This is a genomic window from Collinsella aerofaciens, assembly GCF_964283865.1.
Lineage (GTDB): Bacteria > Actinomycetota > Coriobacteriia > Coriobacteriales > Coriobacteriaceae > Collinsella.
The window spans coordinates 284,203-310,194 of record NZ_CAXYLS010000001.1; the positions used below are offsets into that span (position 1 = coordinate 284,203).

A 25,992-nucleotide genomic window follows, 5' to 3' on the forward strand; every position below is an offset into this window, starting at 1 on the left:
GATATACGCAAAGGAGTTCTATATGAGCAATCCCTCGAACCGCGCTTCGATGCGCGGGCAACTCACGCTGCGCGGCGTCGTCATCGGCGTCCTTGGCTGCGTGATCATCACGGCAAGCTCGGCCTACACCGCCCTCAAGATGGGCGCACTCCCCTGGCCAATCGTCTTCGCTGCCGTCATCTCGCTGTTCTTCCTTAAGCTCATGGGCAACGCCAGCCTCAACGAGGCAAACGTCACCCACACCATCATGTCCGCAGGCGCCATGGTCGCCGGCGGTCTGGCGTTTACCATCCCGGGCGCCTGGATGCTGGGCTATGCCAACCAGATCAGCTGGCTCGATATGTTTATCGTGGCACTCGCCGGCACTATCCTGGGCCTGCTGGCCACGGCACTCATCCACCGTCACTTTATCGTGGACGCCGCGCTTGAGTTCCCCACTGGCAACGCCGCAGCTCAGACCCTGCGCGCGACCGAGGCCGGCGGCAAGACCGGCAAGCAGCTCTTTGGCTCCATGGCCATCGCCGGCATCTATAGCGTGCTGCGCGACGCCCTGGGCATTGTGCCCAGCATGCTGTGCACGCTCAACATTCCCGGCGTGACCTTTGGTATCTACAACTCGCCCATGCTGCTCTCCGTCGGCTTCCTCGTGGGCTTCGCCCCCGTCGCCTTCTGGTTTGCCGGCGCCCTGCTGGGCAACTTTGGCATCATTGTGGGCGGCACCGCTGCCGGTCTGTTCGACGTTGTGACTGCGCAGGGCATCGTCAAGTCCCTGGGTATGGGCCTCATGATGGGCTTTGGTGTCGCCGTCGTCCTCAAGGACATCCTGCCGCAGGTCGCCGGTATCGTCCGCGGCCTCGCCGCCGACAGCTCCACCGACACCGACGAGCAGTCGCTCATCTCGGGTTCCCTTAAGCTCGACGCCGGTATCATCGGCCTGGGCGCTGCCGCCATCGCCGTGATCATCGCCATCGTGCTCGACCTTGGCCCCGTTCCGGCCGTCATCGTCACGCTGTTCACCTTTGTCACCACCATCATGAGCGCACAGAGCTGCGGCCAGACGGGCATCGACCCCATGGAGATCTTTGGCCTCATCGTTATGCTCATCGTGGCCGCCTTCGCACAGATCGCCCAGGTCAAGCTGTTCTTTATCGCCGGCATCGTGGCCGTGGCGTGCGGCCTTGCGGGCGACGTCATGAACGACTTTAAGGCCGGCGCCGTGCTGGGCACCAACCCGCGTGCTCAGTGGATCGGCCAGGCCATTGGCGGCATCGTGGGTGCCCTGGTCGCCGCAGCCGTCATGGTCGCGCTCGTCACCGCCTATGGTCCGGACGCCTTTGGCCCCGACAAGAGCTTTGTTGCCGCGCAGGCAAGTGTGGTCGCCACCATGGTCTCGGGCATCCCGAGCGTGCCGTGGTTCGTTGGCGGCTTTATCGCCGGCATCGTCATGTACTGGCTCGGCATTCCGGCCATGATGATCGGCCTGGGCGTGTACCTGCCGTTCTACATGTCACTCACGGCATTCCTGGGCTCCTGCGTCAAGCTCGCCTACGACAAGTGGGCAGCACACCGCGACGCCACCGCTGGTCTTTCTGACGAGGAGAAGGCTGCCAAGGACGCCGCCTTCCAGGAGCAGGGCCTGGTCGTTGCCAGCGGCCTGCTGGGCGGCGAGTCCATCGTCGGCGTTATCCTGGCGTTTGTCTCCGTGGGCCTGAGCCTGCTGGGATAAGCTGAGCAGTTGCTCGACAGCAACCATATTGCCTACGATTTGCCCGGTCGGTAGCTTTCGCGGCTACCGACCGGGCTTTTTGATACCAACGCAAAGAAAGACCGGCGCGCTGCGTTTAACAGCGCGCCGGCCTTATCGGTTAAGCTATCGAAGCGTTCCTGCTATGAACCGAAGTTCGTTGCAGAATCTACGCTCGAAACGCTACATCTGCTTGCGACGACGATCGCCGAGCGTCACACCCGCAGCCACGAGCGTAATACCGCCGATAACGAAGACCTCGCCCGCAAGCGCGGAGTCATCACCGGTCTGGGCGAGTGCGGCCGACGTTGCCTTCTTCTTGGCGACAGGAGCCTTTGCAGCAGCCTGCGCAACCTGAGGCTTGGCCTGCGGCTCAGCCTTGGGATGATACTTGTCGTACTCGGCCTGCGCGGCAGCCAGGGCATCCTTGGCATCGCCAAGCTCGGCAAGCGCGGCGGCATAGGCGTCGTTGGCATCGGACAGCTTGGCATCGGCATCGCTCAGAGCAGCCTTGAGGCCAGCGGCGGCATCGACGGCGGCCTTATAGCGAGCGTAGGCAGCGTTCAGCTTGACCAGCTTCTCGTTGCCCGTCGTGCCCGCGGCAAGGGATGCCTTGTGGTCGACAGCCTCAAGATCGGCCTTGAGCGCCTCGTCGTTGGCAAGCTCGGCCTTGGCCTTGACGATCTCGAGGTTCGCATCGACGACGGCTTCGTTGGCGGCATCGAGCTGCTTCTGGGCATCGGCGACACCGGCGACGGCAGCGTCATAGGCGGCCTTGGCGTCGTCGACCGCCTTCTGGGCACCGGCGAAGCGCTCGAAGGCCTTGTTTGCGGTGGCAAGCTCGTCCTCGGCGGCCTTGGCCTTCGCCTGCGCGTCGGACAGGATCTGCGTCTTGGCGGCAACTGCCTGCTTGGCGCCCGAAAGAGCGGTCGCGGCGTGCACATCTGCGGCCTGAGCCTTGTCAACGCCAGCCTGGGCAGTGTCGTCGGCCTTCTTGGCATCGTTAAGCGTGCCCTGCTTGTTCGCAAGATCCGTCTTGGCGGCATCGCACTTGGCGGCAAGGTCCTTGACCGAAGCAGTAGCGTTGTCATACGCCTCGTTGGCCTGATCGGACTTTACCTTGGCGGCGTCGCGGGCGCTGCGAGCCTTCGCCTTGTGAGCAGCGGCCTCGGCTGCCTTCGTCTTGCTGTCAGCAAGCGTGGCGTTTGCCTTATCGAGAGCTGCCTGGGCAGTAGCGGCCTCGCCCTTGGCGGCGTCGAGCTTGGTCTTGGGCGTCTTGACGTCGATACCCTTGAGTTTGGCTTCGGCGGCGTCGTATGCCGTCTTCGCGGCGGCGGTGCCGGACTTGGCCTTCTCGTACTCGCCCTTGGCGGTGTTCATGTTCACATCTGCTGCGGTGAAAGCGTCCTGGGCGGCATCCTGCCCGTTTACAGCTGCGAAGTAAGCTTCCCTAGTAGTTCCAAAGTTCTTCTGCGCCTCGGCGAGCTTGCCCTGAAGCTCCTTGAGCTGCGCCTTCTGCGCCTGCGTGCCGCCAGCGTTATAGGCAGAGTCGATGTAGTCGTTCACGAGCTTCTTGAACTCGGAGACAGTGAAATCAGCCTGAGTATCATCAGCGCTGTAATCGAATACGGTTACCTCGGAATCGGTGTTCTTACCGCTACCGGTCGCGATACCGATAGCCTTCGTGCCGGCATCGATGATGTTGAGATAGTGCCCGCACTCTTTGTAGATGCTGTAGTAGTGCTGGTAGATATAGTATGAATCATATCGATGGCTCCCAAGTGCGTCACCATACTGTTCGACGTACTTATCGAATGCCTTTTTCTCCTGGGTGTAGAGACCGGTATATGGCCAGCCAAGCGTATCCTCGGTCTCGCCGCCGGTATATGCGCCGCCTCCGCCAGCAAGATTTTCGCCGTTGTCGAAGTAACAGTTCGAGTGTCCCCAGATGTTCGATGAATATGATGTATTAAGAGCGGCTGCCGCAGTCATGCGGAGGCTGACGCTGAGCGCCGACTGACCGTTCGCCTTGCGGAGGTTGTTCTGGGTGTCGAGATATGTCAGGGCGTTGCGCATCTGCTCCAAGGAAAGCGGGTTGGTGTCGCGAGACATGTCCTGATCGACGTACTGGTCATACCATTCGGCCTTGTCAGCGGCACCGGTCAGCATCGATACGGCTTCCTGGGCGTTCTTTTTCTGCGTGGCTGTGAACTGGCTGCCGTCGCTAATATAGTTCATGAAGCCGAGTATACCTTGGCTGATGACTTCCTGGTCAACGGTCATGTTGGACTTGAGCTCAGCAATCTGCTGCTCAAGAGCCTCAACCTGGACATTAGCAGCGTCATAAGCCTTTTCCGCGGCGTTCGAAGCAGCGCAGGCTGCCTCCCACTCGCTGCGCTTCTGCTTGCGAACTTCGACAAGCTTATCGTACTCCGCCTTCTTGTCGGCCTCGGTCTGCTGGGCCTGCTCGTATGCCGTCTTCGCGGCGTCACGCTTACTGGCCGCGTCCTTGTACTCCTTGTTTGCCGCATCGTATGCAGACTGGGCAGATGCCACAGCAGCGTTGGCGGCGTTGGCCTTCTCCTGCGCGGCAGCGACGGCAGCCTGGGCGGCCTGCAGATTTGTCTGTGCGGTGGCGTCGGCATCCGTCGCGGCATTGAGCTCCGCCTGCGCGGTCTTGAGCTCACCAGCAGCAGCTTTCTTGGCGGCCTCAAGCGCACTCAGGTCAACACCCGTACCCGAGACGGCAGCATCGAGCGCGGCCTGCGCCTGGTTGAACTTCTGCCGGGCGTTATCGCGCGCGGTGGTTGCGGCTGCGAGAGCAGCGGCAGTCTCCTGCTTCTTGGCCTGGGCAGTCGTCAAAGCCGCCTCGGTATTCTGCTTTTCCTGCTGGGCGCTGGCCTCGGCAGCCTTGGCCTGGTCCAGATTGGCCTGTGCAGTAGTAACGGCCTTATTGGCGTCATCGAGCTTTGCCTGCGCGTCCTCGACGGCCTTCTTGGCGGCCTCGTACTCGTCCATACCCATGGCCTCGAGCTTGGCCTGGGCATCATCGAGGGCCTTCTTGGCCTCATCCTGCTTTGCCTTGGCGTCCTTGAGCGCCTGGGTCTTATCCTCGACACTCTTGTTGGCCTGTTCGAGCCGATCGTTCAGGTCGCCCAGCTTCTTCTGCTGCTGCTCGGTCTTTTCGACGGCGGCTTTGAGCTCGTCAATCTTCTCCTGGAGCGCGGCGACTTCTGCTGCGTTCTGCTCGATTTCGTTGTCGCTCACAGCCTGCGAGGCCTGATTCTTTTGCTGCTGCGCCTGCTTTTGAGACTGGCCCGCCGCATCGGCGTTCTTCTGGGCGGCATCGTAGGCGGCCTGAGCGTCCTTGAGCTGCTTTGCCGACTCCTCGGCCAGCTGGGCAGCCGTCTTTACGACCGCTTGGTTACCGGCGGCAACGGTGTTCTCTACAGAACTACCCCCCCCCTGAACAGAATCGCCGTTATCGGTTGACGGTGCGGCGATTGCCGCCAGCGGCGACATAAGCGGCTGAGCAATGAGGCCCGCCGTCAAAACGGTTGCGACGGCGCGGTTAGCAACGCCCTTGACGTTGACAGTCTTGGCCCGAGGCCCAAAGTGTTGTGGACTGTAGTTTGCCATGGCTTTCTCCCTTTGACACGGATGTATCCATACGTATCAAATGGTAGCTGTCGATTTTTGAATTCTGTTGCGCAACATTGGCGACCAGCGTATTTTTTGAAATTCACGCTCTCGTGCTTCACAATTTCGTCACATATGTAGGAGCTGGTGCATCATATTATTGCGGGATCAAATTGAACCTGTGATTTGCATTTGCTCCCGCGTCATCCGCCCTATCGGATTCCGCATCCAACAGACACCTCGTCCGCCACGGTGTAGAGTTAGGACAACGGGCGCGTTGCGCGGCCCGTGCCAGAACGAGGTGGACATGGAACTCGACAAGCAACAGATCGAACGACTGCGCGAGCGTCATCATCGGCGTCACGGCATCCGCCCTGCTCATAGCGAAGCCATGGAAAACGTCACCCGCTTCCTCAAGCGCGCGTTCAACATTCGCGAGGGACGCGCACCCTATCACGTGATCCGCAAGCGTTTTGTAAACGGGGCGCGTCTGACTGGCACTCACCTGTGCATCCTCATCATCGCGATGTTAATCGCAAGTATTGGCCTCGATATCGATTCGGACATCGCCATCGTGGGCGCCATGCTCATCTGCCCGCTTATGGGATCGGTCCTTGCCATGGCATATGGCATCGCCACGCTCGACCGCGAGATTACCGTCGAAGCCGTCGCCGGCCTTGCGCTGCAAATGGCCTTTTGCCTGGTCACATCCACGTTGTACTTTAAGCTCTCGCCCCTTGGCACCACCACAGCCGCCATTATCGACAACTCGACGCCCACCGTGTGGGACCTTGCCGTCGCGCTCGCGGGCGGCTTTGCGGGTGGCCTGGGCAACTCGCGCGACCAGGAGCCCGCAACGCTCATCGCCGGCGTGGCCGTGGCGACCGCGCTCATGCCGCCCCTGTGCGCGGCGGGCTATGGCATCGCCATCGCAAGCGGGTCGCTGTTTCTCTCGGCGCTTTACGAGTTTGGCATCAACGTCGTCTTTATCGCGCTGGCGGCCGAAGCCGTACTACTTCTTTTGCGCGTGCCGCTCAAGCGCGACCTCAACGGCGACGGCATTGTGACCGCCGAAGAAGATGCCGAGGTCGATGAGCTGTCACACAAGGTGCGCCGCCGCATCATCGTGGGTACGGTGATCTTTGCCATCCCCTGCATCGTCATGACCGCGGGGTCCATTGGCTCGGCGCAGGTCGGCGTGCAGGACGGCTACGGCGTCACCGAGACCACACGCGAGCTTGCCGCGGTGCTGCCGGGCTTTAAGGATTACACCGTCGCCGTCGAGACCTCGGCCACCGAAGGGGACGAGGAAGGCATCGTCGAGCGCGAGATTGTCGCCCATGTGACGACAGGCGAGGCGCTTGGGGCACACGACCGCCGCGTTGCCCGCAAGCTCATCGACCTCAACGTGCCCGAGCTCGATCGCGTGGAGTTCGATGTGAAGTGATGCGGGACGTGAGATGGATGCGCGCACAGGCGCGAGTCGGAACGAAGCGCAGACGCGACGCAGGCCGCGAGCAAAAAAGCGGGGCGCGATTCATGTCCGTGCCCCGCTCGCTGTTTTATTGCCGTGAATCAACTGTCCGCATCGACATCGCCAGACTCCACCGTAAACGCCGGACCGGTACTCACCAGATAAAAACGGGTCACCCTGGTATCTCTAAATAGGTAGAGCAAGCCCTGATCGCGTCGGCGTGACAGGTACGCCACGTGGACCGTACCGAATTCTTCACCGTTTTCCTTCTTTAATATCAGGATGTTGGGGTCATCCGTACGCTTAAACTGCCCGTCTGTGCAGATTCCGTCTTGGTCGACCAGCTGCCATCGACAGTTGTCCTCCTCAAGAAAAGCCAGGGTTTCCCGACTCGTTTTGTCATCCCGATAGTAACCATCAATGGCAAAGCCTTCGGAAGCACATTCCTGCATATAGGATGTTTCTCGACTTATAGCAAACATCCCCGTAGCGCCCAGGAGCACAGCCAGGCAGACCACTGCAAGGGTTATCGAGACAAAACGGCGGCTCATGTTAGCCAGCCCGATACTTGTTTAACGGAGCACGAAACATACTTGGTACCTCCGATATCAGGGCAAACGTCACCTACGGCCTGCCGGCAATCATATGTTTCCAACATCAAACCATATGGTTACAACTCGTTGGAGATAGGTTCCATGAACGGACGATAATTTGCGGCGAACGGCTACATATGTTCATTATCTCAGGGTTCTGGAGGCAATTTTTGGTGCCACCGAGACGTTGTTTTCGGAAGTATGCGGCAAATTCCGGAGCCCTCGAGCACACCCCGGTTTTTCACCAATAAAACCGCAGGTACAAAGCTTGGGCATATCCAGTGTGCTCGGCCTATTCAAATTTTGCCGCATACTTCCGAAATCCGAGTCCGCTGAAGGCGCCTGCAACGCTATTTACACAACATATGTGCAATAAAAACGAGTGGCAGCCGGTACGGCTACCACCCGTTTGCCTCATATCTAGCCCAAAGCAGGCCAACTACTTCTTAATGCCGCGTCCCAGACGCTTGGCGACCGATGCAACGGCCTCCTCGCTGGCCGGCCCGCAGCTCACGCAGCCATCGTGGGCACGCATCTGGCCGGTGACCTCGTCCATCGCAAGCGGCGCCACCTTCTCGAGCTTAAAGCCCTTGCCGGCGCGCATGTTCTCCTTCGCCACGCTGATCATGAGCTTAATACGGTTGAGCTGGTTGACCTCGGATGCACCGGGGTCGTAGTCCACCGCGACAATATTGCTCTCGGGATGTTGGCGGCGCAGCTCCTTGATCACGGCCTTGCCCACCACGTGGTTAGGCAGGCACGCGAAGGGCTGCGTGCAGATGATGTTGGGCGCGCCGTGGTCGATCAGGTCGAGCATCTCAGCCGTGAGCAACCAGCCCTCGCCCATGTTGTTGCACACCGAAAGCACCGTACGGGCCTTGTCGGCCATGGTGCCGATGCGCTCGGGCGCCTCAAAGCGGCGGGACTTTTCGAGCATCTCCTCCACCGGCGTGCGCATCCAGTCCACGAGCTTGATGAGCGCCTGCATGCCTGCACGCGTGGTAGCAGAGCTTCCCAGCTCGTCCTTCTGCAGCTCGGCGTTGCTCATGGAGTACAGGAAGAAGTCGAGCAGGCCCGGCACCACTGCCTCGCAGCCCTCGCGCTCGATAACGTCAACCACGTGGTTGTTGGCTGTGGGGTGGAACTTGACCAGAATCTCGCCGACCACGCCCACGCGCGGCTTGGTACCCTCGCCCACAAGCGGCATGGTGTCAAACGCGCGGATGGCCTCGCGGCACAGCTTGGTGTAGTTGTGGCGGTTGAACTTGGGCGCCAGCTTGCGGGCGCGCGCCATGTACTGCTCGTAGAGCGCGTTAGCGGCGCCGGGCGTGACCTCGTACGGGCGGCAGCGGTAGAGCATCTGCATCATCACGTCGCCGAAGAGCACCGCGTAGACCGCCTGCTTAAGCAGCGCCGGCGTCAGCTTAAAGCCGGGGTTGTCTTCGCCGAGCGCCACAGCCGAAAGCGAGATCACCGGAATCTCGGGGTGACCGCTCTCGCGCAGCGCCTTGCGGATGAGTGCGATGTAGTTGGTGGCACGGCAGCCGCCGCCGGTCTGGCTGATAACCACGGCCGTCTTGGACAGGTCGTACCGACCGCTCTCAATGGCCTCCATAATCTGGCCGGTCACCAGGATCGACGGATAGCAGATGTCGTTGTTCACGTAGCGCAGGCCGGCCTCGACGGCATCGTGGTCGGTCGAGGGCAGCAGCTCCAAGTTGTAGCCGGCACCGCGAAACACCTCTTTGACCAGGTCAAAGTGGATCGGCGCCATCTGCGGACACAGGATGGTGTAGCCCTCATCGCGCATCTGCTCGGTAAAGGGCACCTTGGGCCATGCGGTCGTGGCGCTCTCACGCTGTGCCTCGAACGTGTACTTGCGGCTCGCGAACGCGGGGGCATCCGTGGAGGGCGCCACCGGCGCGGCATCGCCCTGCTCAAAGACCTCGCCCGCGGCCGTGGCCTCGGCCAAGCGCTCGGCCTCCTGGTCCTTGAGCGCCGCCATGAGCGAGCGGATTCGGATGCGCGCAGCACCCAGGTTGGACACCTCGTCGATCTTGAGCACGGTGTAGATCTTGCCACTGGCCTCCAGGATCTCCTGCACCTGGTCGGTGGTCAGGGCATCGAGGCCGCAGCCGAAGGAGTTGAGCTGGATCAGGTCCAGGTCGTTGCGCATCGTCACAAAACGGGCGACGGCGTACAGGCGGCTGTGGTACATCCACTGGTCGACGACGCGAATCGGACGCTCGGGCTTCACCAGGTGCGCAAGCGAATCCTCGGTAAAGACCGCAAAGCCAAAGCTCGAGATAAGCTCGGGCAGGGCATGGTTGATCTCGGGGTCGTTGTGGTAGGGGCGGCCGGCGAGCACAATGCCGTGGCCACCGTGGTCCTCGACCCACTTAAGAGCCTCCTCGCCCATAGTCTGGATGTCCTCGTGGAAACGCGCATCGGCCTCAAAGGCGGCGTTGACGGCGGCATCGACCTCGGAACGCGTGATCTTGGGCCCACGCACGCGACCGCGACCGGCTTGCGCATCGGCCACACGGTCGACGGCGAGCACCTGGTACAGACGGCGCTTGAGCTCGGTCTTGTCATGATAGGGCACAAACGGGTACAGGAACTCGATATTCTGCTCGCGAATCTCATCGATATTGAGCGCCAACGCCGTGGGGTAGCTCATGACGATGGGGCAGTTGTAACAGTTGCCGGCGGTCGGATCCTCCTTGCGCTCCCAGCGCACGCACGGCATCCAGATAAAGTCGACATCGCGGTCGATAAGGTTCATCACGTGGCCGTGGCTCATCTTGGCCGGGTAGCACACGCTCTCGGACGGCATGGACTCGATGCCCGCCTGGTAGGTCTTCTTGCTCGACTGGTCGGACAGCTGCACGCTAAAGCCCAAGCGCGTAAAGAACGCATGCCAGAAGGGGTAGTTCTCGTACATGTTGAGTGCACGCGGGATACCCACGGTGCCGCGCGGGGCCTCGTCGGGGCTCAGCACCTCGCGGTTAAAGAGCAGCTCGTTTTTCTTTTTGAAGAGGTTGGGGGCCTCGGTCTTCTGCTTTTTGTGGCCGGCACCCTTCTCGCAGCGGTTGCCGGTAATGAAGCGCCTGCCGCCACCAAAGTCGTTGACGGTGAGCTGGCAGTTGTTGGAGCAGCGACCGCAGCGGACGTGCTTTTGCGTCACGGTGAGGTGCGCGATGTCCTCGGCAGAAAGAATGGTCGAGGTGCCGTCGGCGCCGGCGCGATCGCGGGCGAGCAGGGCCGCACCGTAGGCGCCCATGCAGCCGGCGATGTCGGGACGCACGGCATGAACGCCGGTGAGCTGCTCAAACGCGCGCAGCGTGGCATCGGACATAAAGGTGCCGCCCTGGACGATCACCTGGCTGCCGATCTCCTTGGGGTCGCGCAGCTTAATGACCTTGAACAGGGCATTCTTAATGACGGAATAGGACAGGCCGGCCGCGATGTCGCCCACTGTGGCGCCTTCCTTTTGCGCCTGCTTGACGCGCGAGTTCATAAAGACCGTGCAGCGGCTACCCAGGTCGACGGGAGCCTTGGCATGGATGGCGGCGTCGGCAAACGCGCGCACGTCCATGTTCATGGACACGGCGAAGCTCTCGATAAAGCTGCCGCAGCCCGACGAGCAGGCCTCGTTGAGCATGATGTGCTCGATGACGCCGTCCTTCACGCGCAGGCACTTCATGTCCTGGCCGCCGATGTCCAGGATAAACTCGACACCGGGCAGGAATGCCTTGGCGCCGCGCAGGTGCGCGACGGTCTCGATCTCGCCGGAGTCGGCCTTGAGGGCCTCGATGAGCAGCGCCTCGCCATAGCCCGTAGTGGTCACGTGGCCGATGGTGCAGCCGGCAGGGATGTGGTTGTAGAAATCGGCCATGATGACCTTGGCCGTGCCCAGGATGTCGCCGTTGTTGTTGCCGTACCAGGTGTGCAACAGCTGGCCGTCCTCGCCCACGAGCGCGGCCTTCATGGTCGTGGAACCGGCGTCGATGCCGATGAACACGCGGCCGGTGTAGCCGTCGAGCTTGCCCTTGGGGACGACCTCGGTGTCGTGGCGGCCCTTGAACTCGGCAAAGTCCTCGTCGGTGGCAAAGAGCGGATCCAGGCGCTCGACCTCAGCACCCTGCGTGTCGCCCAAGCTGTCGATAGCCTCGATGAGCTGCGGGAACGTGCTGAGCTTGTTGGACTCGTGCGCCATGGCGGCGCCGCTCGCCACAAACAGGTGGGCGTTTTGGGGCACGATGCGGTGCTCCTCGTCCAGGTTGAGCGTGAGGTAGAAGCGGTGGCGCAGCTCGGAGAGGTACTGCAGCGGGCCGCCCAGGAAGGCGACGTTGCCGCGGATGGGACGGCCGCACGCCAGGCCCGAGATGGTCTGGGTCACGACGGCCTGGAAGATGGAGGCAGCCACGTCCTCGGGGCGGGCACCTTCGTTGAGCAGCGGTTGCACGTCGGTCTTGGCAAATACGCCGCAGCGGCTGGCGATGGGATAGATGGTGGTGGCGTTGGTCGCGAGCTCGTTGAGGCCGCTGGCATCGGTGTGCAGCAGGGTGGCCATCTGATCGATGAAGGCGCCCGTGCCGCCGGCGCAGGTGCCGTTCATGCGCTGCTCGATACCGTTGTCAAAGTAGATGATCTTGGCGTCCTCGCCGCCCAGCTCGATGGCGACGTCGGTGGCCGGGATGAGGGTCTCGACGGCGCGTTTGCTGGCGATGACCTCCTGGACAAACTCCAGGTCGAGCCACTGGGACAGCAGCAGGCCGCCCGAGCCGGTAATGGCGCAGGTCATCTGGGCCGTCGGCAGCACGGTCGCAGCGCCCGCGAACAGGTCGCGGGCGCAAGCGCGGACATCGGTGTGATGACGCTGGTACTTGGCGTAGACGATCTGGTTGTCGTCGTTGAGCACGGCGAGCTTAACGGTGGTGGAGCCCACGTCGATGCCCAGGTGCAGGTTGCCGCGGGCGGCCTCGGGGTTGAAGATCGCGCCTTCGGGGGCGTGGGCGGCGGCTACGGGCTCAGCGGCGGTGGCGGGCTCGCTAGCGATGGACGTCTCCCCTGCCGTGTTCTTGGCATCGGCAACTACCTCGGCAACTTTCTCGGCAGCCGCGGTCGCGGCCTTCTGCGCGGCGTCCACCACGGCGGGCGCGGCCTCGCGCGCGGCAGCAACCATACGGTCCTTGATGCCCTCGACGAGTTTGCTCATCTGTCTCTCCTCTTAGTTGTTGGACTCGACGGTTGCGGCGGTGTCGGCCGCGTCCTCGAGCTGCAAGTTCAATAGCTTCATGCCGTATTCCGGCACATTGATATCGATGGGTTGGCCATACAGGTCGCCGGGGCGCACAAAGGCGATAACCGTCATGATGCGCGCCATGGCCTCGGGCGATTCGGAAAGGTCACGCTCAAACCAGCGCTGAATCATGCCGACCTCGGCACTCACGACGTAGGTGACGTAGTAGTCAAAGAACGTGCCCAGCGCCAGGCCCAAAATGCCCGTCTGCGCACGCGGCACCACAGCCTCACGCGCAGTGTCGATAATCCTTTTAATGAAGGCCTGGTCGCCGCCCGGCCCCAGCAGCGCACCGATTAAGTCGCGGTTGGCCGCAAGATAACGCAGCAGCTCAACCGAACCGGGCGCCGGCTCGAGCTTATCGATATTGTGATAGAGATCAGGCAGCTGAGCTGCGGTAATGAGCTCAATGCGCTCACGGATCTCGGCCAGCAAGCCGTCCTCGATTTGATTGATAAAGTCGGGGATATCGCGGTAGTGCGAATAGAACGTGCGACGCGTAAGGCCAGCGCGCTCGGTGAGCGACGCGACATTAATGCGCGAAAGGTCGCCGCTTTCGGCAAGCTCGCTGGCAAGTGCCTGGCGAAGGGCACGCTGCGAGCGAAGGGACCGGCGGTCGCATTTCTCGAGCTGGGACAAGCGTCCTCCTTGTTACTCAGCCTGTGCGCTATTGCACAGTGCGAGTATTATTGCACACCGTGTGCATCAACACGTAAAGGCAATATTTGGAATGTGACGAGGGGGCAGTCCCTTTGTCACAACCCGCCTGGCTTTTGGAGCGGCATTACCGATTGTCCAAAATGTCATTCGTGGGTAGAATAGTGTCGACGGCAGTCCAAGTTGTAGCTGGCTGGGCAGCGCCGTTGTTTGCATTAGGGGGTCAACGCCTTAGCGGCGGCGACCCCTTCTGTTGCGCTTCGAACGCTGCTTGAGTGCCTCGGAAAGGCCGACAAGCGCCGTGAAGAACGAGACCAATGCGGTCAGGAGCCTCACGAAATCAATCAAATCGGTCATGGGCATCACCTCCCATCAGATGGAGGGCGCTGCCCGGCACATGGAACTGCCGTCAACGATACCGATTCTATCAAAGCGCAGTTAGATATGCGAATGTTTGTTCGCATTTCAGAAGATCGGAGCTCGGGTATGGCGAAGGAGCAGTTCCTTTGCCATACCCGAGCTTGTCGCCGAACTGCCAACTACATTTTTCGATTTATTCGGCCACGCTACTGGTTTTGTATAAATGCACCGCCGGGATTATCTGAGGGTTTTTGTCCTTATTTGAGCGTATACATGCCCATTTGCGCACTTACGTCACCGAATCAAACACCATTAGAGGCATGAATGTTCCCGAGAGGGCATCTTTAGCCATTTAACGACCTCCGACAGGCCGAATAACTCGAAATTTGTTGGTGGCGAAAGCGTGACAGTCCTATACGCCAAAAGCCGGTATCTCCCATGTGACAAAGGGACAGTCCCTTTGTCACATTATTCAATGATGGTGCGGGAGCTCTGCTTATGCATGGTGGCGAGCATGTGTTTGGGGACGGCGTGGACCATGCAGCTGCCGATAGTTGCGCTCGCAGCAGCCTTAGCTGCATCGCTAGCGTTTTTGGTCGCATAGCTGTGGCGGAAACGCTTGAGCATGGCGATGTCGTTGCCGCCGTCGCCGTAGACCGCGACCTCGTCCTCGGCAATACCGTAGTAGCCCGCCAGCCAGGCCACACTCTCGCCCTTGTTGCACGCCACGTCCGTGATCTCGAACATCACCGGATCGAACGGCGCGTTGACCACATGGTCCGAGCGTTCGGCAAGATAGGCCTTAAGGTCACGCTCCAGCTCGGGCGAGGTCACGCGACAATTGATCTTGCATACATCGTGGCGCAGGATGTCACCGATCGACTGGTCGAAATACTGCTCCTCGTGATACCCACCGCGCGCACGCATGCCGCGCATCACAATACGCTTGATGGGGCTGTCCTTTTTAAAGCCCGCCTGATGCATCTCGAACGAACCGCTCGAGTACATGCCATCGGGCGTGGAACAATCAAAGCAAATGTCCGGGAACGCCTTGAGCAGTTCCTCAGTGACCTGCGGATCGATGGTCCAAGTCTTGAGCACCTCGCCATGGCTGTCGCGCACGATGGATCCATTGGAGCAGCAGGCGTCAAGCGCCAGGCCCGTAAAGCCATGCTCGCCGATCGGCAACGTCGAGCGTCCAGTCGCGGGAACCACGTGCAGGCCAGCCTCAGTCAGCTCGCGAATGGCGCGGCGGATGGTCCCATCCGCCGCGTGCAGGGCGTTCAGCAGCGTTCCGTCTAAGTCACTCGCGAACATCTTGATCATGGACATGCCTCTCCTTCGTCTGCCCGATATTGTAGACGAAGGAGAGGCATGTCCAAACAATGCCGTCCCGGCGCGGCGGGCCACTGCCTCCGCAGATTCACGGTGCCACTACGCGTTAAGACAATCGCCGCAAGCGATTTTTCAGCCGATAAAACAGCGCCGTCGTCAACGTCAGCACCGCCAACATGCCTGCGAATACAATCGCCGGTGTCCATCGATCATATGCAACCCCATACGTCAATTGGCCGATAGGCGTTGCGCAGGAAAGGACCATGTAAACGACCGAAAGCACTTTTCCGCAGAGCTCAGTCGGCGCTGCCCGCTGAACAAACGCGATGATTTCAACCGACGCAATGCTTGCCCACACCATGACCCATGCCGAACCAACTGCAAACACGGCGAACGCACATACATCAGTGCCGCACAATAGCGCGACAATGATCGGCGCGACTCCAAAACAGATCATCGCAACATATCGACATATGCCATTGAAAGAAAAGCGATGCGGCCAAATGCCGACCAAGCCACTGCCGGTAAGACCACCCAAGCCCAGAGCAACCTCAACTATCCCAACGCAGGACGATTGCATGCCGAGATGCTTTGTAACAATAATGGGAGCGCCAATCGTTAGCCCAACCAACGCAAGGTTCAAAACGGCCGCAAGCAAAATCACAGCGACCAATGATGCATTTTGCAACAGATACCGAATCGACTCCCGAAAATCGTTTCGGCATGTCGTGCGAGTCGCGCCGTCTCCCATCGTTTCAGATGAGGCATTTTGCTTGAGTACGCCACCAAACAACAGAGCTGAAATCGCAAACGTTACCGACGCGATTGTGCAAAGAGCATCGATGCCAAAGCACCCATAGACTGCCGTCCCGACCACAGGACCCAAGATATTGCTCACCATGGTCACCTGCGAAACCAATGCAGTGGCCCGCTCAACCTTCTTTTCACCCGCCATGCGCACCGTCTCAATTTGGAGCATTGGCTTTAGCAGCGATTGAACACCATATTGAACACAAAGTATCGCTACTACGACGACCGCAAGAGGCAACGAGCGCTTCATGGGGATAGACAGCAGTGATGCAGTCATCAGAGCAATGCCGAGGGCCACGAGGACCTCGCGATGTCTTCCCCTATCCGCCAAGATTCCGCCAGCCGGAGTTGCAAGTACGCCGGGTATGAACGCTATCGCCGCGACGACGCCATATAACGTTGACGATCCACTGCGATCGAACAAGTAAAGTGGATACGCAAAGCACAGCGCCGACAGCATCGAATACGTGCACAGCTGCGCAACCAGAAGTTCCGCGAGCCTGATTGACCGCACTGTTTTTGATTTCAACGAGACACCGACGTCTCTCAGCCCAGCCATAAGCCCACCCCCTATACATACCACTAGTATGTATTTAATGACTTGAAAAGGGCAGCCGTGGCTACCCTCACAAATCAATTACATACCGTTGGTATCTATATTACCACCCGGCGCAGTCCCATACGTCCCAAATCTGCGCCGTTGTCTGGAGCACTTCCTCGCCCAAATCGAGTCCCACCGCAGAGGCCATCTGCGCCAAACATTGAGCGCGAGCGAGCATTCGATCCTTGGGTTCAAGCGGACGAAACAGTGGCAGCAACCAGAGATTCGCCAGCAACGATACGGCCTCTGCCGCTTCGCGCGGGCATTCGCACGCAATGGATCCGTCGGCGATGCCCTCCTCGATCACTGGCAAGAGACAGCCATCGGCCGACTCGTCAAATGAGCCCTGGTACTGCATCGCCAGTAGGCGCGAGCTTTTTACCGGATCTGCTGCAGGACGCATACGTGCCCATAGCTCAATTTGTGGAACAACGGACTCGGGAGCGTACAGTCGCTTGAGCTTTTGGGCTCCGGTCATATTACCGACGCCAAGCATCGAGCGGCGGCGCTCAACAATCGGAGTCATCGCCCGATCAAACGCGGCGTTGAAAATCTCTTCTTTGCTCTTGAAGTGATGATAGACAGCGCCCTTGGTCATGCCATCGAGACGGTCAACAATATCTTGAATGCTCGTCCCCTCATAACCCTGTGCGCAGAATAGCTCCAGTGCCGCGTCGAGAATCTTCGCGACCGTCTCCTCGGGATATTTATTGCGACCCATAATCCGCCCATCCGCAACGCAAGTCTTGTGCCTCATTGCAGCATTTTAACGTTGCGGATGGCAGGCGGTCGATTCTACACCGCGGCGGGGCCGTGTTCGCCGGTGCGGATGCGGATGACTTCCTCGACCGGCTCGACCCAGATCTTGCCGTCGCCGACGGCGCCGGTGCGGGCGGCGTTGCAGATGATGTCGACAATTCCGTCGACATGTTCATCGGCGCAGATGAGGGTGAACTGCACCTTAGGGATCGTGTTGACAAGCAACTCGTTGCCGCGCACGTATTCCTTCCAGCCATGCTGCGCGCCGCAGCCCTGCACCTGGTTGATAGTCATGCCGCGAACATCAGCAGCAAACAGCGCATCTTTGAGAACCTCAAGCTTCTCCTGGCGCACGATAGCCGTAATTTTCTTCATAGTGAATTCCTCTCTTCAATAAAAGAAATGAATTGTCCTTCACATGGCACGGGTTTTCCAGGTGCCCGAGATTGCCCCGAAAGAGGAGCGCCGCGTACTTCGGTACGCAAGCGACGGTTTGAGGGGCAAGGTCGGGTGCCTGGGAAAGCCGTGCTGCTAATCGAGTCCGGAGAACGAAGGATATGCGCTCTCGCCGTGCTGACTCGCATCCAGGCCCAGCGCCTCATCGGCCTCGTCCACGCGCAGGCTGCCGTGGAACAGCGCCTTGACCACCGCGGCGATTGCCAAGTCGAGCACCATCACGATGACGACCGTCACCACAATACCCAGGACCTGCGAGATGAGCAGCGACACGTCGCCCGTGTAGAACAGGCCGCCCTTACCGGTCCACGAAAGCTCCGGCACGCAGAACAGGCCCGTGAGCACGCCGCCCAAGATGCCGCCGATACCATGGCAGCCAAACGCGTCGAGCGCATCGTCGTAGCCGAACTTGGTCTTGAGATGGCTGATGGCCAGGTAACAGACGGGAGAGACGATCAGGCCCATGACCAGCGCCGCCCACGGCTCGACAAAGCCCGCGCCCGGCGTGACCACCACAAGGCCCGCAACCAGACCGGTGCTGGCGCCCACCAGCGTGGGACGACCGGTGTGCACGCGCTCGACGGCAAGCCACGAGACCATGCCCGCCGCGCTGGCCGTCACGGTGTTGAGGATGGCGAGCGCCGCCACGGCGTCGGCCTTAAACTCGCTGCCGCCGTTAAATCCAAACCAGCCAAACCAAAGCAGGCCGGCGCCCAGTGCTACAAACGGCACGTTATGCGGACGATAGCTCACCATGCCAAAGCCGCGACGACGGCCGAGCATTAAGCAGAGAATCAGGCCCGTAAGACCGGACGAAATGTGTACCACGTCGCCGCCGGCAAAGTCGAGCGCGCCGATGATGTCGCCGATAAAGGAACCATCGCCGCCCCAAACCATGTGGGCGAGCGGCGCATAGACCACGAGCAGCCAAATGCCCAGGAAGGCCGTCATGGCACCAAACTTAACGCGACCTGCCAGGCTGCCCGTAACGATAGCGGCGGTGATCATGGCAAACGCCATCTGGAAGGCGATGTTGATGATCTGAGGGTAGACGGCACCATCCACAGCATTGCCCTCGGCCGCCTGCAGCACCTGGTTGAGCACCGGCAGGCACAGCAGCTGGTCAAGGCCTCCAATAAACGGACTCGAGCCGTCGCCGCCGTAGGCCAGCGACCAGCCGGCAACAATCCACAGCACACCAACCAGGCCAATGGCGCCAAAGCACATAAGCATGGTGTTGATGACATTTTTGCGCCTGGACAGGCCGCCATAGAAAAACGCCAGACCCGGTGTCATTAAAAACACGAGCATGGTGCAGATGAGCATAAACGTTGTCGATCCCGTATCGTACATTCGCTCCCCCTTGGTCGCATGAACGTTGTCGGCGCTCATGATGCGGCCGAGGGCCAACTGGTGTAGACCAGATACGGCGTTGTTAAACGCTGCGTTGTCGAATGGAAACGGTGCCGCAATCTTGGAAACGGCACGGCAACGGGCGCGAAACGAACGGGAAACGTGCGAACGAGAAGGGCGCGCTTGGCTCCGCTCTGGCTAGCGCCGGAACAGCTCGCGGGCTCGGTCGCGGAGGTCGGTAGCTCGGATGACGCCTTCGTAGCGATTGATGCGCAGACGCGGGAAGGCGTTAAAGAAGCGCAGGTCACGACGGCTGAGCGACACACTCGGCACCGGACGGCTCATGCGCTTGCCGGCAAGGCGACGACTGAGCGACGGACGCGGCATGCTCGGCGCGACATCGGCAACGCGGCGGGCAGCGAGCGCCAGGCCGCGAGCACCATCCGAGATAAACGTCGGCATCGAAGCCTTCTCGCGCAGGGCATCGAGCGCCGCGTCGCCCAGCTCGGCCAGCCAAGCGTTAACGGCGCGACCGCGGATATGCGTCTGCGCCACCGAGTCGATCGCCGAATCGGGAATACGTTCGAGCATAGAGTCGGAGGCGTCGGCAAGCGACTCATTGATGCGGTCGGCAAGGTCGGCACGCACACGCTCAAGCTGATCGGACAGGCGGCGCCAGCTGGCCAACGAGCACACCGCATCGACCATCATCGCGACCGCGACGATAAAGGCGGACAGCCGCACAATCAGCACCGGCAGATGGCCAAGCAGCCCCAGCAATGCCGGCTCCACTAAACGGCAAATACACAACGCACCCAAGCCAAACGCGCAGGCCCAGTACAGGCAGATGCGTCCGTGCAGGTTAAACGGCAGATGCGAGTAATCCCAAAACCGGGCACCCGTCGTTTTTTCCAACAGCACGCCCACACTATATTCGATCACGCTGCATACGAGCGCGGCAGCGACAAACTGGCTCGAGGCGTCTGGGATTCCACGCAGCAGCAACCAGCACGCGATGCCGCCCGCACCGTAGATGGGACAACACGGCCCTAGCAAAAAGCCGCTGTTGGCAAAGCGTCCGTGGTTGAGCATGGCGCAGACTGTCGACTCCCATACCCAGCCGCAAAAACCGTAGAAGGCAAACGAGAGTACCAGCGCCGAGAGCGGACAAGCGGCAAGCGTCGCGCCGTCAAATGCCATGCCGATCGCGGTTCCCACCGTCTACCCACTCCTCTTTTCGTTCGATTCTTTGCTCGAGCCGTCGCTCGAGCCCTCGTTCAAATCGTTCGCGCCGCCTTTGCGCGGCAGACGGCCGGCAATCGTCTCGCGCAGCGCGCACCATTTATCTGCCAGGCACACAATCCATGCCTCGCGACACGTCGGCGGCACCGGCACCAGCGGAAACATATGACGCACGATGATATTCCGCTCGCGCGACGTCAGCTCAAAATCTTCCTCCGCACGCGCCAGGGCAAAAAACGGGTGGCGAAAGCCATGCAGCCGATGGCTTGGGTCGGGATCGTGCCAGTCATAGAGAAAGTAATCGTGCAGCAGGGCCCCGCGCAGCAGCGAGGCGCGGTCGACCGAAATGCCAGCACGGCCCAGGCGCTCGGCAAAGGACAGACTTGCCCGCGCCACCGAGGTCACATGCGCATAGACCGTCACATCGCCATGCTGGATAAACTCGCGCGTCAGGTCCAGACGGCCCGCCTGCGCCAGTTGACGGGCAGCATGGTCTACTTCGCGCGCGATGCTCTCGGCACGAACGGTTTCGGACATGCGGCCTCCTTCCAGCGGCTCTCGACGGCAAGCCACAGCCTGCACGCAATGAATAAAATCACCATGGAACTTATCAGTATGGCATCGGGCAAAACGTTTTGCCCCGCCAGTTGGCGAATTACCGCGCCGCCGTCACATATCAAACGCCAAAATGTGCGAGACTGTCTTGTGCAATTGTGCCGGCCGAGGGAGCGCCGGTGCTCGATTCGCATGGAGTAACCCACAACGATGCTGCTTACGCAAACGACAACGCCCGAGGACGTCAAGGCTCTCGACCGCGCCGAGCTTCCGCTGCTCTGCGGCGAGATCCGTCAGGCAATCCTCGAAAGCTCCGCCGCCGTCGGCGGGCACGTTGCCCCCAACCTGGGCGTCGTTGAGCTTACGGTTGCGCTTCATCGCGTGTTTAGCTCCCCCATCGACAAAATTGTCTTTGACGTTTCGCACCAGACCTACGCCCACAAGGCGCTGACTGGGCGCGCGTATACCTATATCGACCCGGCACGCTACGGCGAGGCCTCTGGCTTTGCCAATCCCGACGAGTCCGAGCACGACCTGTTCGCCATGGGCCATACCTCCACGTCGGTGAGCCTGGGCTGCGGCCTGGCGCACGCGCGCGACCTGGCAGGCGACATCTACAACGTCATTACCGTCATTGGCGACGGCTCGCTTTCGGGCGGTCTAGCGTTTGAGGGCTTCAACAATGCCGCCGAACTCGACAGCAACTTGATCATCGTCGTCAATGACAACGACCAGTCCATCGCCGAAAACCACGGTGGCCTGTATCGCAATCTGGCCGAGCTGCGCGCCAGCAACGGCACCTGCGAGCGCAACGTTTTCCGCGCGATGGGGCTCGACTACCGCTATCTGGACGCCGGCAACGATGTGTTGACCCTCGTCGACGCGCTGCAGGAGCTGCGCGATATCGATCATCCCATCGTGCTGCACGTCTCCACCGCCAAGGGCAAGGGCTTTGAGCCGGCCCAGAGCGACCCCGAGCGCTGGCACCACGTGGGTCCGTTTGACATGGCAACCGGGCGCAAGCTCTGCCCGGGCCATCCGAGCGAGCCTGCGCCGCGCACCTATGCCGACATTACGGGCGAGGCGCTCAGCGCCGCCATCGAGCGCGATCCGCAGGTCGTTGGCATCACGGCCGCCACGCCCTACATCATGGGCTTTACACCCGAGCTTCGCGCCGCGGCAGGCAAGCAGTTTGTCGATGTGGGCATTGCCGAGGAGCATGCCGTGACCTTTGCCACCGCGCTTGCGCGCTCGGGCGCCAAGCCGGTCTTTGGTGTGTACGGCACTTTTTTGCAGCGCGCCTACGACGAACTGTGGCACGACCTGTGCCTCAACGACGCCCCGGCGACCATCCTGGTATTTGGCGCGTCGATCTTTGGCACCACATCCGAGACGCACCTCTCGTTCTTTGATATTTCCATGCTGGGCGGTCTTCCCAACATGCACTACTTGGCGCCGACCTGCATGGAGGAATATCTGTCCATGCTGAGCTGGTCGCTCGATCACCGCGAGCATCCCGTGGCGATTCGCGTGCCGGGCATTGGCTTGGTAAGCCGCCCCGACTTGGCGCCTGCCGAGGACGCCGATTACGGCGCCGTTCGTTACAACGTGGTGCGCCAGGGTCGCGACGTAGCAGTGCTCGCGCTCGGCGATTTCTTTGAGCTGGGCGAGCGCGTAGCAAACCGTTTGGCAGCCGAGTACGGTATCGAGGCCACGCTCGTCAACCCGCGCCATGCAACTGAGCTCGACCGTGAGTCCCTCGACAGCCTTGCCGCCGAGCATCGCGTTGTCGTCACCCTCGAGGACGGCATCTTGGACGGCGGCTGGGGCGAGCGCGTGGCGTGCTACCTGGCCTGCACACCGCTGCGCACGCGCACCTTCGGCATCGCCAAGGGCTTCCCCGACCGCTACGACCCCAACGAGCTGCTCGCTCAGAACGGCATGACGGTCGAGAACATGGCCGCCGAAGCCGTAAGGCTACTCAACGAGTAAGAAAACCTCCGCAAGGAAAGCACCCCTGCGGAGGTTTTTATTTTCGCGGCGCGATTATCTCAATCTGTAACATCTATGGCCCGAATTCCCGTCTAACTGTTACAGATCGAGACAAACCGTCTTTGCCCCTGACCTTTGTCTCAATCTGTAACAGATAGAGACCTTTTGCCCGTCTAACTGTTACAGATCGAGACATTCGAATTCCGCTGAAGAGAAAATCTCAATCTGTAAATCTCAATCTGTAACAGTTACTCGGCAAAAATGGCTGCAGATGTTACAGATTGAGACAAAACAGTAAGGCATGCCGCCGCACCCGCCCAAACCACCGCAAAGGTGCCTGTCCCCTTTTGGTGGGTACAATAACCCATAAGGTAAGTATGTTTCTGAGTTATTTCGTGTTGACCCGTCTGAGCGCGATAGGGTATAACTCTACTCAACCGCTAGGGATTTTATTGAGAAAGGTGTTCTACCATGAGCAAGAACCTCTCCCAGCAGGTCGTTCTCGACCGCCGCGGCTTCGTTGCCGCCACCTTCGCAACCGTCGCCGGCCTTGGTCTTGCCGGCTGCTCCGACACCAGCGCCGAGGCCGACAAGGGCTCCGCCGCCTCCTCCAAGAACTCCGAGGATACCGAGGTTTCCGCCACGCTCGACGCCAAGGCATTCGACAATCTCGTCAACGATGGCCCCAAGGCCGATGACGACGCCATCGCCGCCAGCAACTGGGCCACGGCCGTCAAGGACGCCGGCGTCTTTAAGATCGGTGGCGTTCAGACCTCCACACTCTTCTCCCTCCTCAACGAGAAAGACGGTCAGACCCGCGGCTTCGACGCCGGCATCGCACAGCTCCTGTCCAACTACATCCTGGGCGAGAACAAGGTCGAAATCACCCAGGTGACCTCGGACACGCGTGAGTCCGTCCTGCAGAACGGCCAGGTTGATGCCGTCTTTGCCACCTACACCATCACTGACGAGCGTAAAAAGCTCGTCTCCTTCGCCGGCCCCTACTACTACACCCAGCAGGCCATCCTGGTGCTCGCCGACAACGACGACATCAAGAGCGTCGACGATCTGGCCGATAAGAACGTCGCCGTCCAGTCCGGCTCCAACGGCCCCGCCATCCTGGAGGAGTTCGCCCCCAAGGCCAGCCAGCAGGAGTTCAAGACCGACGAGGAAGCCCGCCAGGCACTTCAGCAGGGCCGCGTTGACGCCTACGTCATCGACAACAACATGCAGCAGAGCGCCCTAGTCCGCGAGCCCGGTAAGTATAAGATCGCCGGCAAGCCCTTCGGCAGCAAGGAGCCCTATGGCATCGGCCTGCCGCTCGATTCCGACGGCGTCGCCTTTGTCAACGACTTCCTTAAGAAGATTGAGGACGACGGCACCTGGACCGAGCTGTGGCAGATCTGCATCGGTGACCGCACGGGTGACACCAATGTTCCCGAGCTGCCCGAGATCGGCGCCTAGGCAACGCGCCTAGTAACGGCCGCAACGAAACCATACGGAAACGCACGGTGCGCTTTATTGCGCTAAACTGTTTCCTTACTGAGTTGTCGGGGCTTCCGTACACACGGGAGCCCCTTTCCTTATCGGCGGGAGGTCCGCATGAGTCTCTCCGAGCTCTGGTCGCTCTATGGCCAGAACTATATCGACGCGCTGCTAGCAACCTGGGGCATGACGCTTGAGTCGTTTGCCATCGCCATGGTGCTGGCCGTCGCCGTCACCGTGATGCGCGTGTCGCCGCTCAAGCCGCTGCGCGTCTTTGGCGACCTGTATGTCCAGGTCTTCCGTAACATCCCCGGCATCGCGCTGCTCATTATCGTCGTCTATGCGCTGCCCCCGCTCAAGGTCGTCCTGCCCTACCGCACCTGCGTCATCGTCGCCACAGTGCTCTTGGGTTCTGCCTTTGGTTCCGAGAACTTTATGAGCGGCATCAACACCGTCGGTGTCGGCCAGGTAGAAGCTGCCCGCTCGCTCGGCATGAGCTTCAACCGCATCCTCGCCAAGATCGTGATTCCGCAGGCACTGCGTTCGAGCGTACTGCCCATGACCAACCTCTTTATCGCCGTCATGCTCACCACCGCGCTCGGCAGCCAGGTACCCCTTAAACCGCAAGAGCTCACCGGCGTGGTGAGCTACATCAACACGCGCTCGCTCGGCGGCGTCGCCGCGTTCTTTGTCTCGGCGCTCGGCTACCTGGGCACGGCCTTTGTGGTGAGTCACATTGGCAACTATATCGATAAGAAGGTGAGGATCCTCCGATGAGCAAGCACTCCTCCCCCGCACTCACCATGCGCGACGCGCTCTACGAGGCTCCCGGCCCCAAGATGCGCGCCAAGATTCGCGTCGGCACCGCCATCTCGCTTGTCGCTGTGGCCGCACTTGTCGCCCTCGTGCTGCAGCGCTTTTATGTGACCGGTCAGCTTTCGGTCCACTATTGGTATTTCTTTACACACCTCACCACCTGGAAGTTCCTGCTTGCCGGCTTTGAGGGCACCGTTAAAGTCGCACTCACCGCTGGCGCCATCGCGCTGGTGCTGGGTCTGACCCTCATGCTCGGCCGCACGAGCGACATTAAGCCGCTGCAGCTGGTCTGCCGCGTGCTCACCGATTTCTTCCGCGGTGTGCCGAGCCTGCTGTTCATCTACTTCTTCTTTTTGGTGCTGCCCCAGTACAAGATCGCGCTGCCGTCGTTTTGGATGCTCACGCTTCCCGTCGCGCTCGCTGCAGCCGGCGTACTTGCCGAGATCTTCCGTGCCGGCGTCAACGCCGTGCCGCGCGGCCAGGTCGAGGCCGCCCAGGCGCTCGGTCTCTCCAAGGCTAAAATCACCTTTAAAATCGTGCTGCCGCAGGCTATTCGATTTATTATTCCGTCGTTGATTTCGCAGCTTGTGGTCGTCGTCAAAGACACCACCGTCGCCTACGTGGTGAGCTACCCCGACCTTATGCAAAACGCCCGCGTGCTCATTACCAACTACGACGCCCTCGTGTCGGTCTACCTGGTCATCGCGGTCATCTACATCCTCATCAACGTCGCAATCAACAAGGCCGCTGTCTACGTTTCGCACAAGACCGGCGCGACCATCATTCGCTAACGATTTACCATTTCGAGTCATAAGG

Annotated in this window: 18 protein-coding genes; 6 read left to right on the forward strand and 12 right to left on the reverse strand. The window is 60.6% G+C overall.

The annotated features are described in order from the left end of the window. The first annotated feature begins 22 nt into the window (after positions 1 to 22). The gene (locus tag ACRX4W_RS01300; protein ID WP_117840021.1) at positions 23 to 1,726 is read left to right on the forward strand and encodes an OPT/YSL family transporter; all 1,704 of its coding nucleotides are present in this window, start codon (positions 23 to 25) and stop codon (positions 1,724 to 1,726) included. A 201-nt stretch (positions 1,727 to 1,927) separates the two neighbouring features. Here the strand turns inward: ACRX4W_RS01300 and ACRX4W_RS01305 are convergent, their stop codons facing one another. After that, complete coding sequence (locus ACRX4W_RS01305; RefSeq protein ID WP_432298933.1) at positions 1,928 to 5,383, reverse strand: CAP domain-containing protein; 3,456 nt, start codon at positions 5,381 to 5,383, stop codon at positions 1,928 to 1,930. A 307-nt stretch (positions 5,384 to 5,690) separates the two neighbouring features. On the opposite strand from ACRX4W_RS01305, the gene ACRX4W_RS01310 reads away from it, so the two are divergent. Further along, complete coding sequence (locus ACRX4W_RS01310) at positions 5,691 to 6,830, forward strand: DUF389 domain-containing protein (protein ID WP_124786481.1); 1,140 nt, start codon at positions 5,691 to 5,693, stop codon at positions 6,828 to 6,830. A 128-nt stretch (positions 6,831 to 6,958) separates the two neighbouring features. On the opposite strand, the gene ACRX4W_RS01315 is transcribed toward ACRX4W_RS01310, so the two are convergent. The 11 genes from ACRX4W_RS01315 to ACRX4W_RS01365 all read right to left on the reverse strand — a co-directional run bounded on the left by ACRX4W_RS01315 (position 6,959) and on the right by ACRX4W_RS01365 (position 20,865). Beyond that, the gene (locus tag ACRX4W_RS01315; protein ID WP_117840249.1) at positions 6,959 to 7,408 is read right to left on the reverse strand and encodes a hypothetical protein; all 450 of its coding nucleotides are present in this window, start codon (positions 7,406 to 7,408) and stop codon (positions 6,959 to 6,961) included. A gap of 481 nt (positions 7,409 to 7,889) precedes the next feature. Then, positions 7,890 to 12,671 (reverse strand): acyl-CoA dehydratase activase-related protein, encoded by a 4,782-nt coding sequence (locus ACRX4W_RS01320; RefSeq protein WP_432298934.1) that lies wholly within the window; start codon positions 12,669 to 12,671, stop codon positions 7,890 to 7,892. 12 nt (positions 12,672 to 12,683) lie between these two features. Next, complete coding sequence (locus ACRX4W_RS01325; protein WP_432298935.1) at positions 12,684 to 13,394, reverse strand: TetR/AcrR family transcriptional regulator; 711 nt, start codon at positions 13,392 to 13,394, stop codon at positions 12,684 to 12,686. Positions 13,395 to 13,643: 249 nt separating this feature from the next. Beyond that, positions 13,644 to 13,769, reverse strand: coding sequence for a hypothetical protein (locus ACRX4W_RS01330; protein ID WP_022094649.1), 126 nt, complete (start codon positions 13,767 to 13,769; stop codon positions 13,644 to 13,646). Positions 13,770 to 14,240: 471 nt separating this feature from the next. Beyond that, on the reverse strand, positions 14,241 to 15,104 hold the full coding sequence (locus tag ACRX4W_RS01335) for an HAD-IIB family hydrolase (RefSeq protein WP_432298936.1): 864 nt from the start codon (positions 15,102 to 15,104) through the stop codon (positions 14,241 to 14,243). Positions 15,105 to 15,213: 109 nt separating this feature from the next. Continuing rightward, positions 15,214 to 16,476 carry an MFS transporter gene (locus tag ACRX4W_RS01340; protein ID WP_432298937.1) on the reverse strand — a complete coding sequence of 421 codons (1,263 nt, stop codon included), beginning with the start codon at positions 16,474 to 16,476 and terminating at the stop codon, positions 15,214 to 15,216. A gap of 100 nt (positions 16,477 to 16,576) precedes the next feature. Continuing rightward, entirely contained in the window at positions 16,577 to 17,239 is a 663-nt protein-coding gene (locus ACRX4W_RS01345) for a TetR/AcrR family transcriptional regulator (RefSeq protein WP_158551295.1), read from the reverse strand. Between the two features lie 74 nt (positions 17,240 to 17,313). After that, on the reverse strand, positions 17,314 to 17,652 hold the full coding sequence (locus ACRX4W_RS01350) for a P-II family nitrogen regulator (protein ID WP_099432138.1): 339 nt from the start codon (positions 17,650 to 17,652) through the stop codon (positions 17,314 to 17,316). 156 nt (positions 17,653 to 17,808) lie between these two features. Then, the gene (locus ACRX4W_RS01355) at positions 17,809 to 19,086 is read right to left on the reverse strand and encodes an ammonium transporter (protein ID WP_432298938.1); all 1,278 of its coding nucleotides are present in this window, start codon (positions 19,084 to 19,086) and stop codon (positions 17,809 to 17,811) included. A gap of 198 nt (positions 19,087 to 19,284) precedes the next feature. After that, entirely contained in the window at positions 19,285 to 20,304 is a 1,020-nt protein-coding gene (locus tag ACRX4W_RS01360; protein WP_432298939.1) for a putative ABC transporter permease, read from the reverse strand. A 3-nt stretch (positions 20,305 to 20,307) separates the two neighbouring features. Continuing rightward, on the reverse strand, positions 20,308 to 20,865 hold the full coding sequence (locus ACRX4W_RS01365) for an HD domain-containing protein (RefSeq protein WP_432298940.1): 558 nt from the start codon (positions 20,863 to 20,865) through the stop codon (positions 20,308 to 20,310). A gap of 228 nt (positions 20,866 to 21,093) precedes the next feature. Between ACRX4W_RS01365 and ACRX4W_RS01370 the strand changes: the two genes are divergently transcribed. The 4 genes from ACRX4W_RS01370 (at position 21,094) to ACRX4W_RS01385 (ending at position 25,967) form a co-directional block, all read left to right on the forward strand. Continuing rightward, positions 21,094 to 22,875 (forward strand): 1-deoxy-D-xylulose-5-phosphate synthase, encoded by a 1,782-nt coding sequence (locus ACRX4W_RS01370; protein WP_432298941.1) that lies wholly within the window; start codon positions 21,094 to 21,096, stop codon positions 22,873 to 22,875. A 471-nt stretch (positions 22,876 to 23,346) separates the two neighbouring features. Continuing rightward, entirely contained in the window at positions 23,347 to 24,339 is a 993-nt protein-coding gene (locus tag ACRX4W_RS01375; protein ID WP_118081100.1) for a glutamate ABC transporter substrate-binding protein, read from the forward strand. A 138-nt stretch (positions 24,340 to 24,477) separates the two neighbouring features. Then, complete coding sequence (locus ACRX4W_RS01380; RefSeq protein ID WP_118081102.1) at positions 24,478 to 25,137, forward strand: amino acid ABC transporter permease; 660 nt, start codon at positions 24,478 to 24,480, stop codon at positions 25,135 to 25,137. After that, positions 25,134 to 25,967 carry an amino acid ABC transporter permease gene (locus tag ACRX4W_RS01385; protein ID WP_118081104.1) on the forward strand — a complete coding sequence of 278 codons (834 nt, stop codon included), beginning with the start codon at positions 25,134 to 25,136 and terminating at the stop codon, positions 25,965 to 25,967. The genes ACRX4W_RS01380 and ACRX4W_RS01385 overlap by 4 nt, the downstream gene beginning before the upstream one ends. Positions 25,968 to 25,992 lie beyond the last annotated feature (25 nt).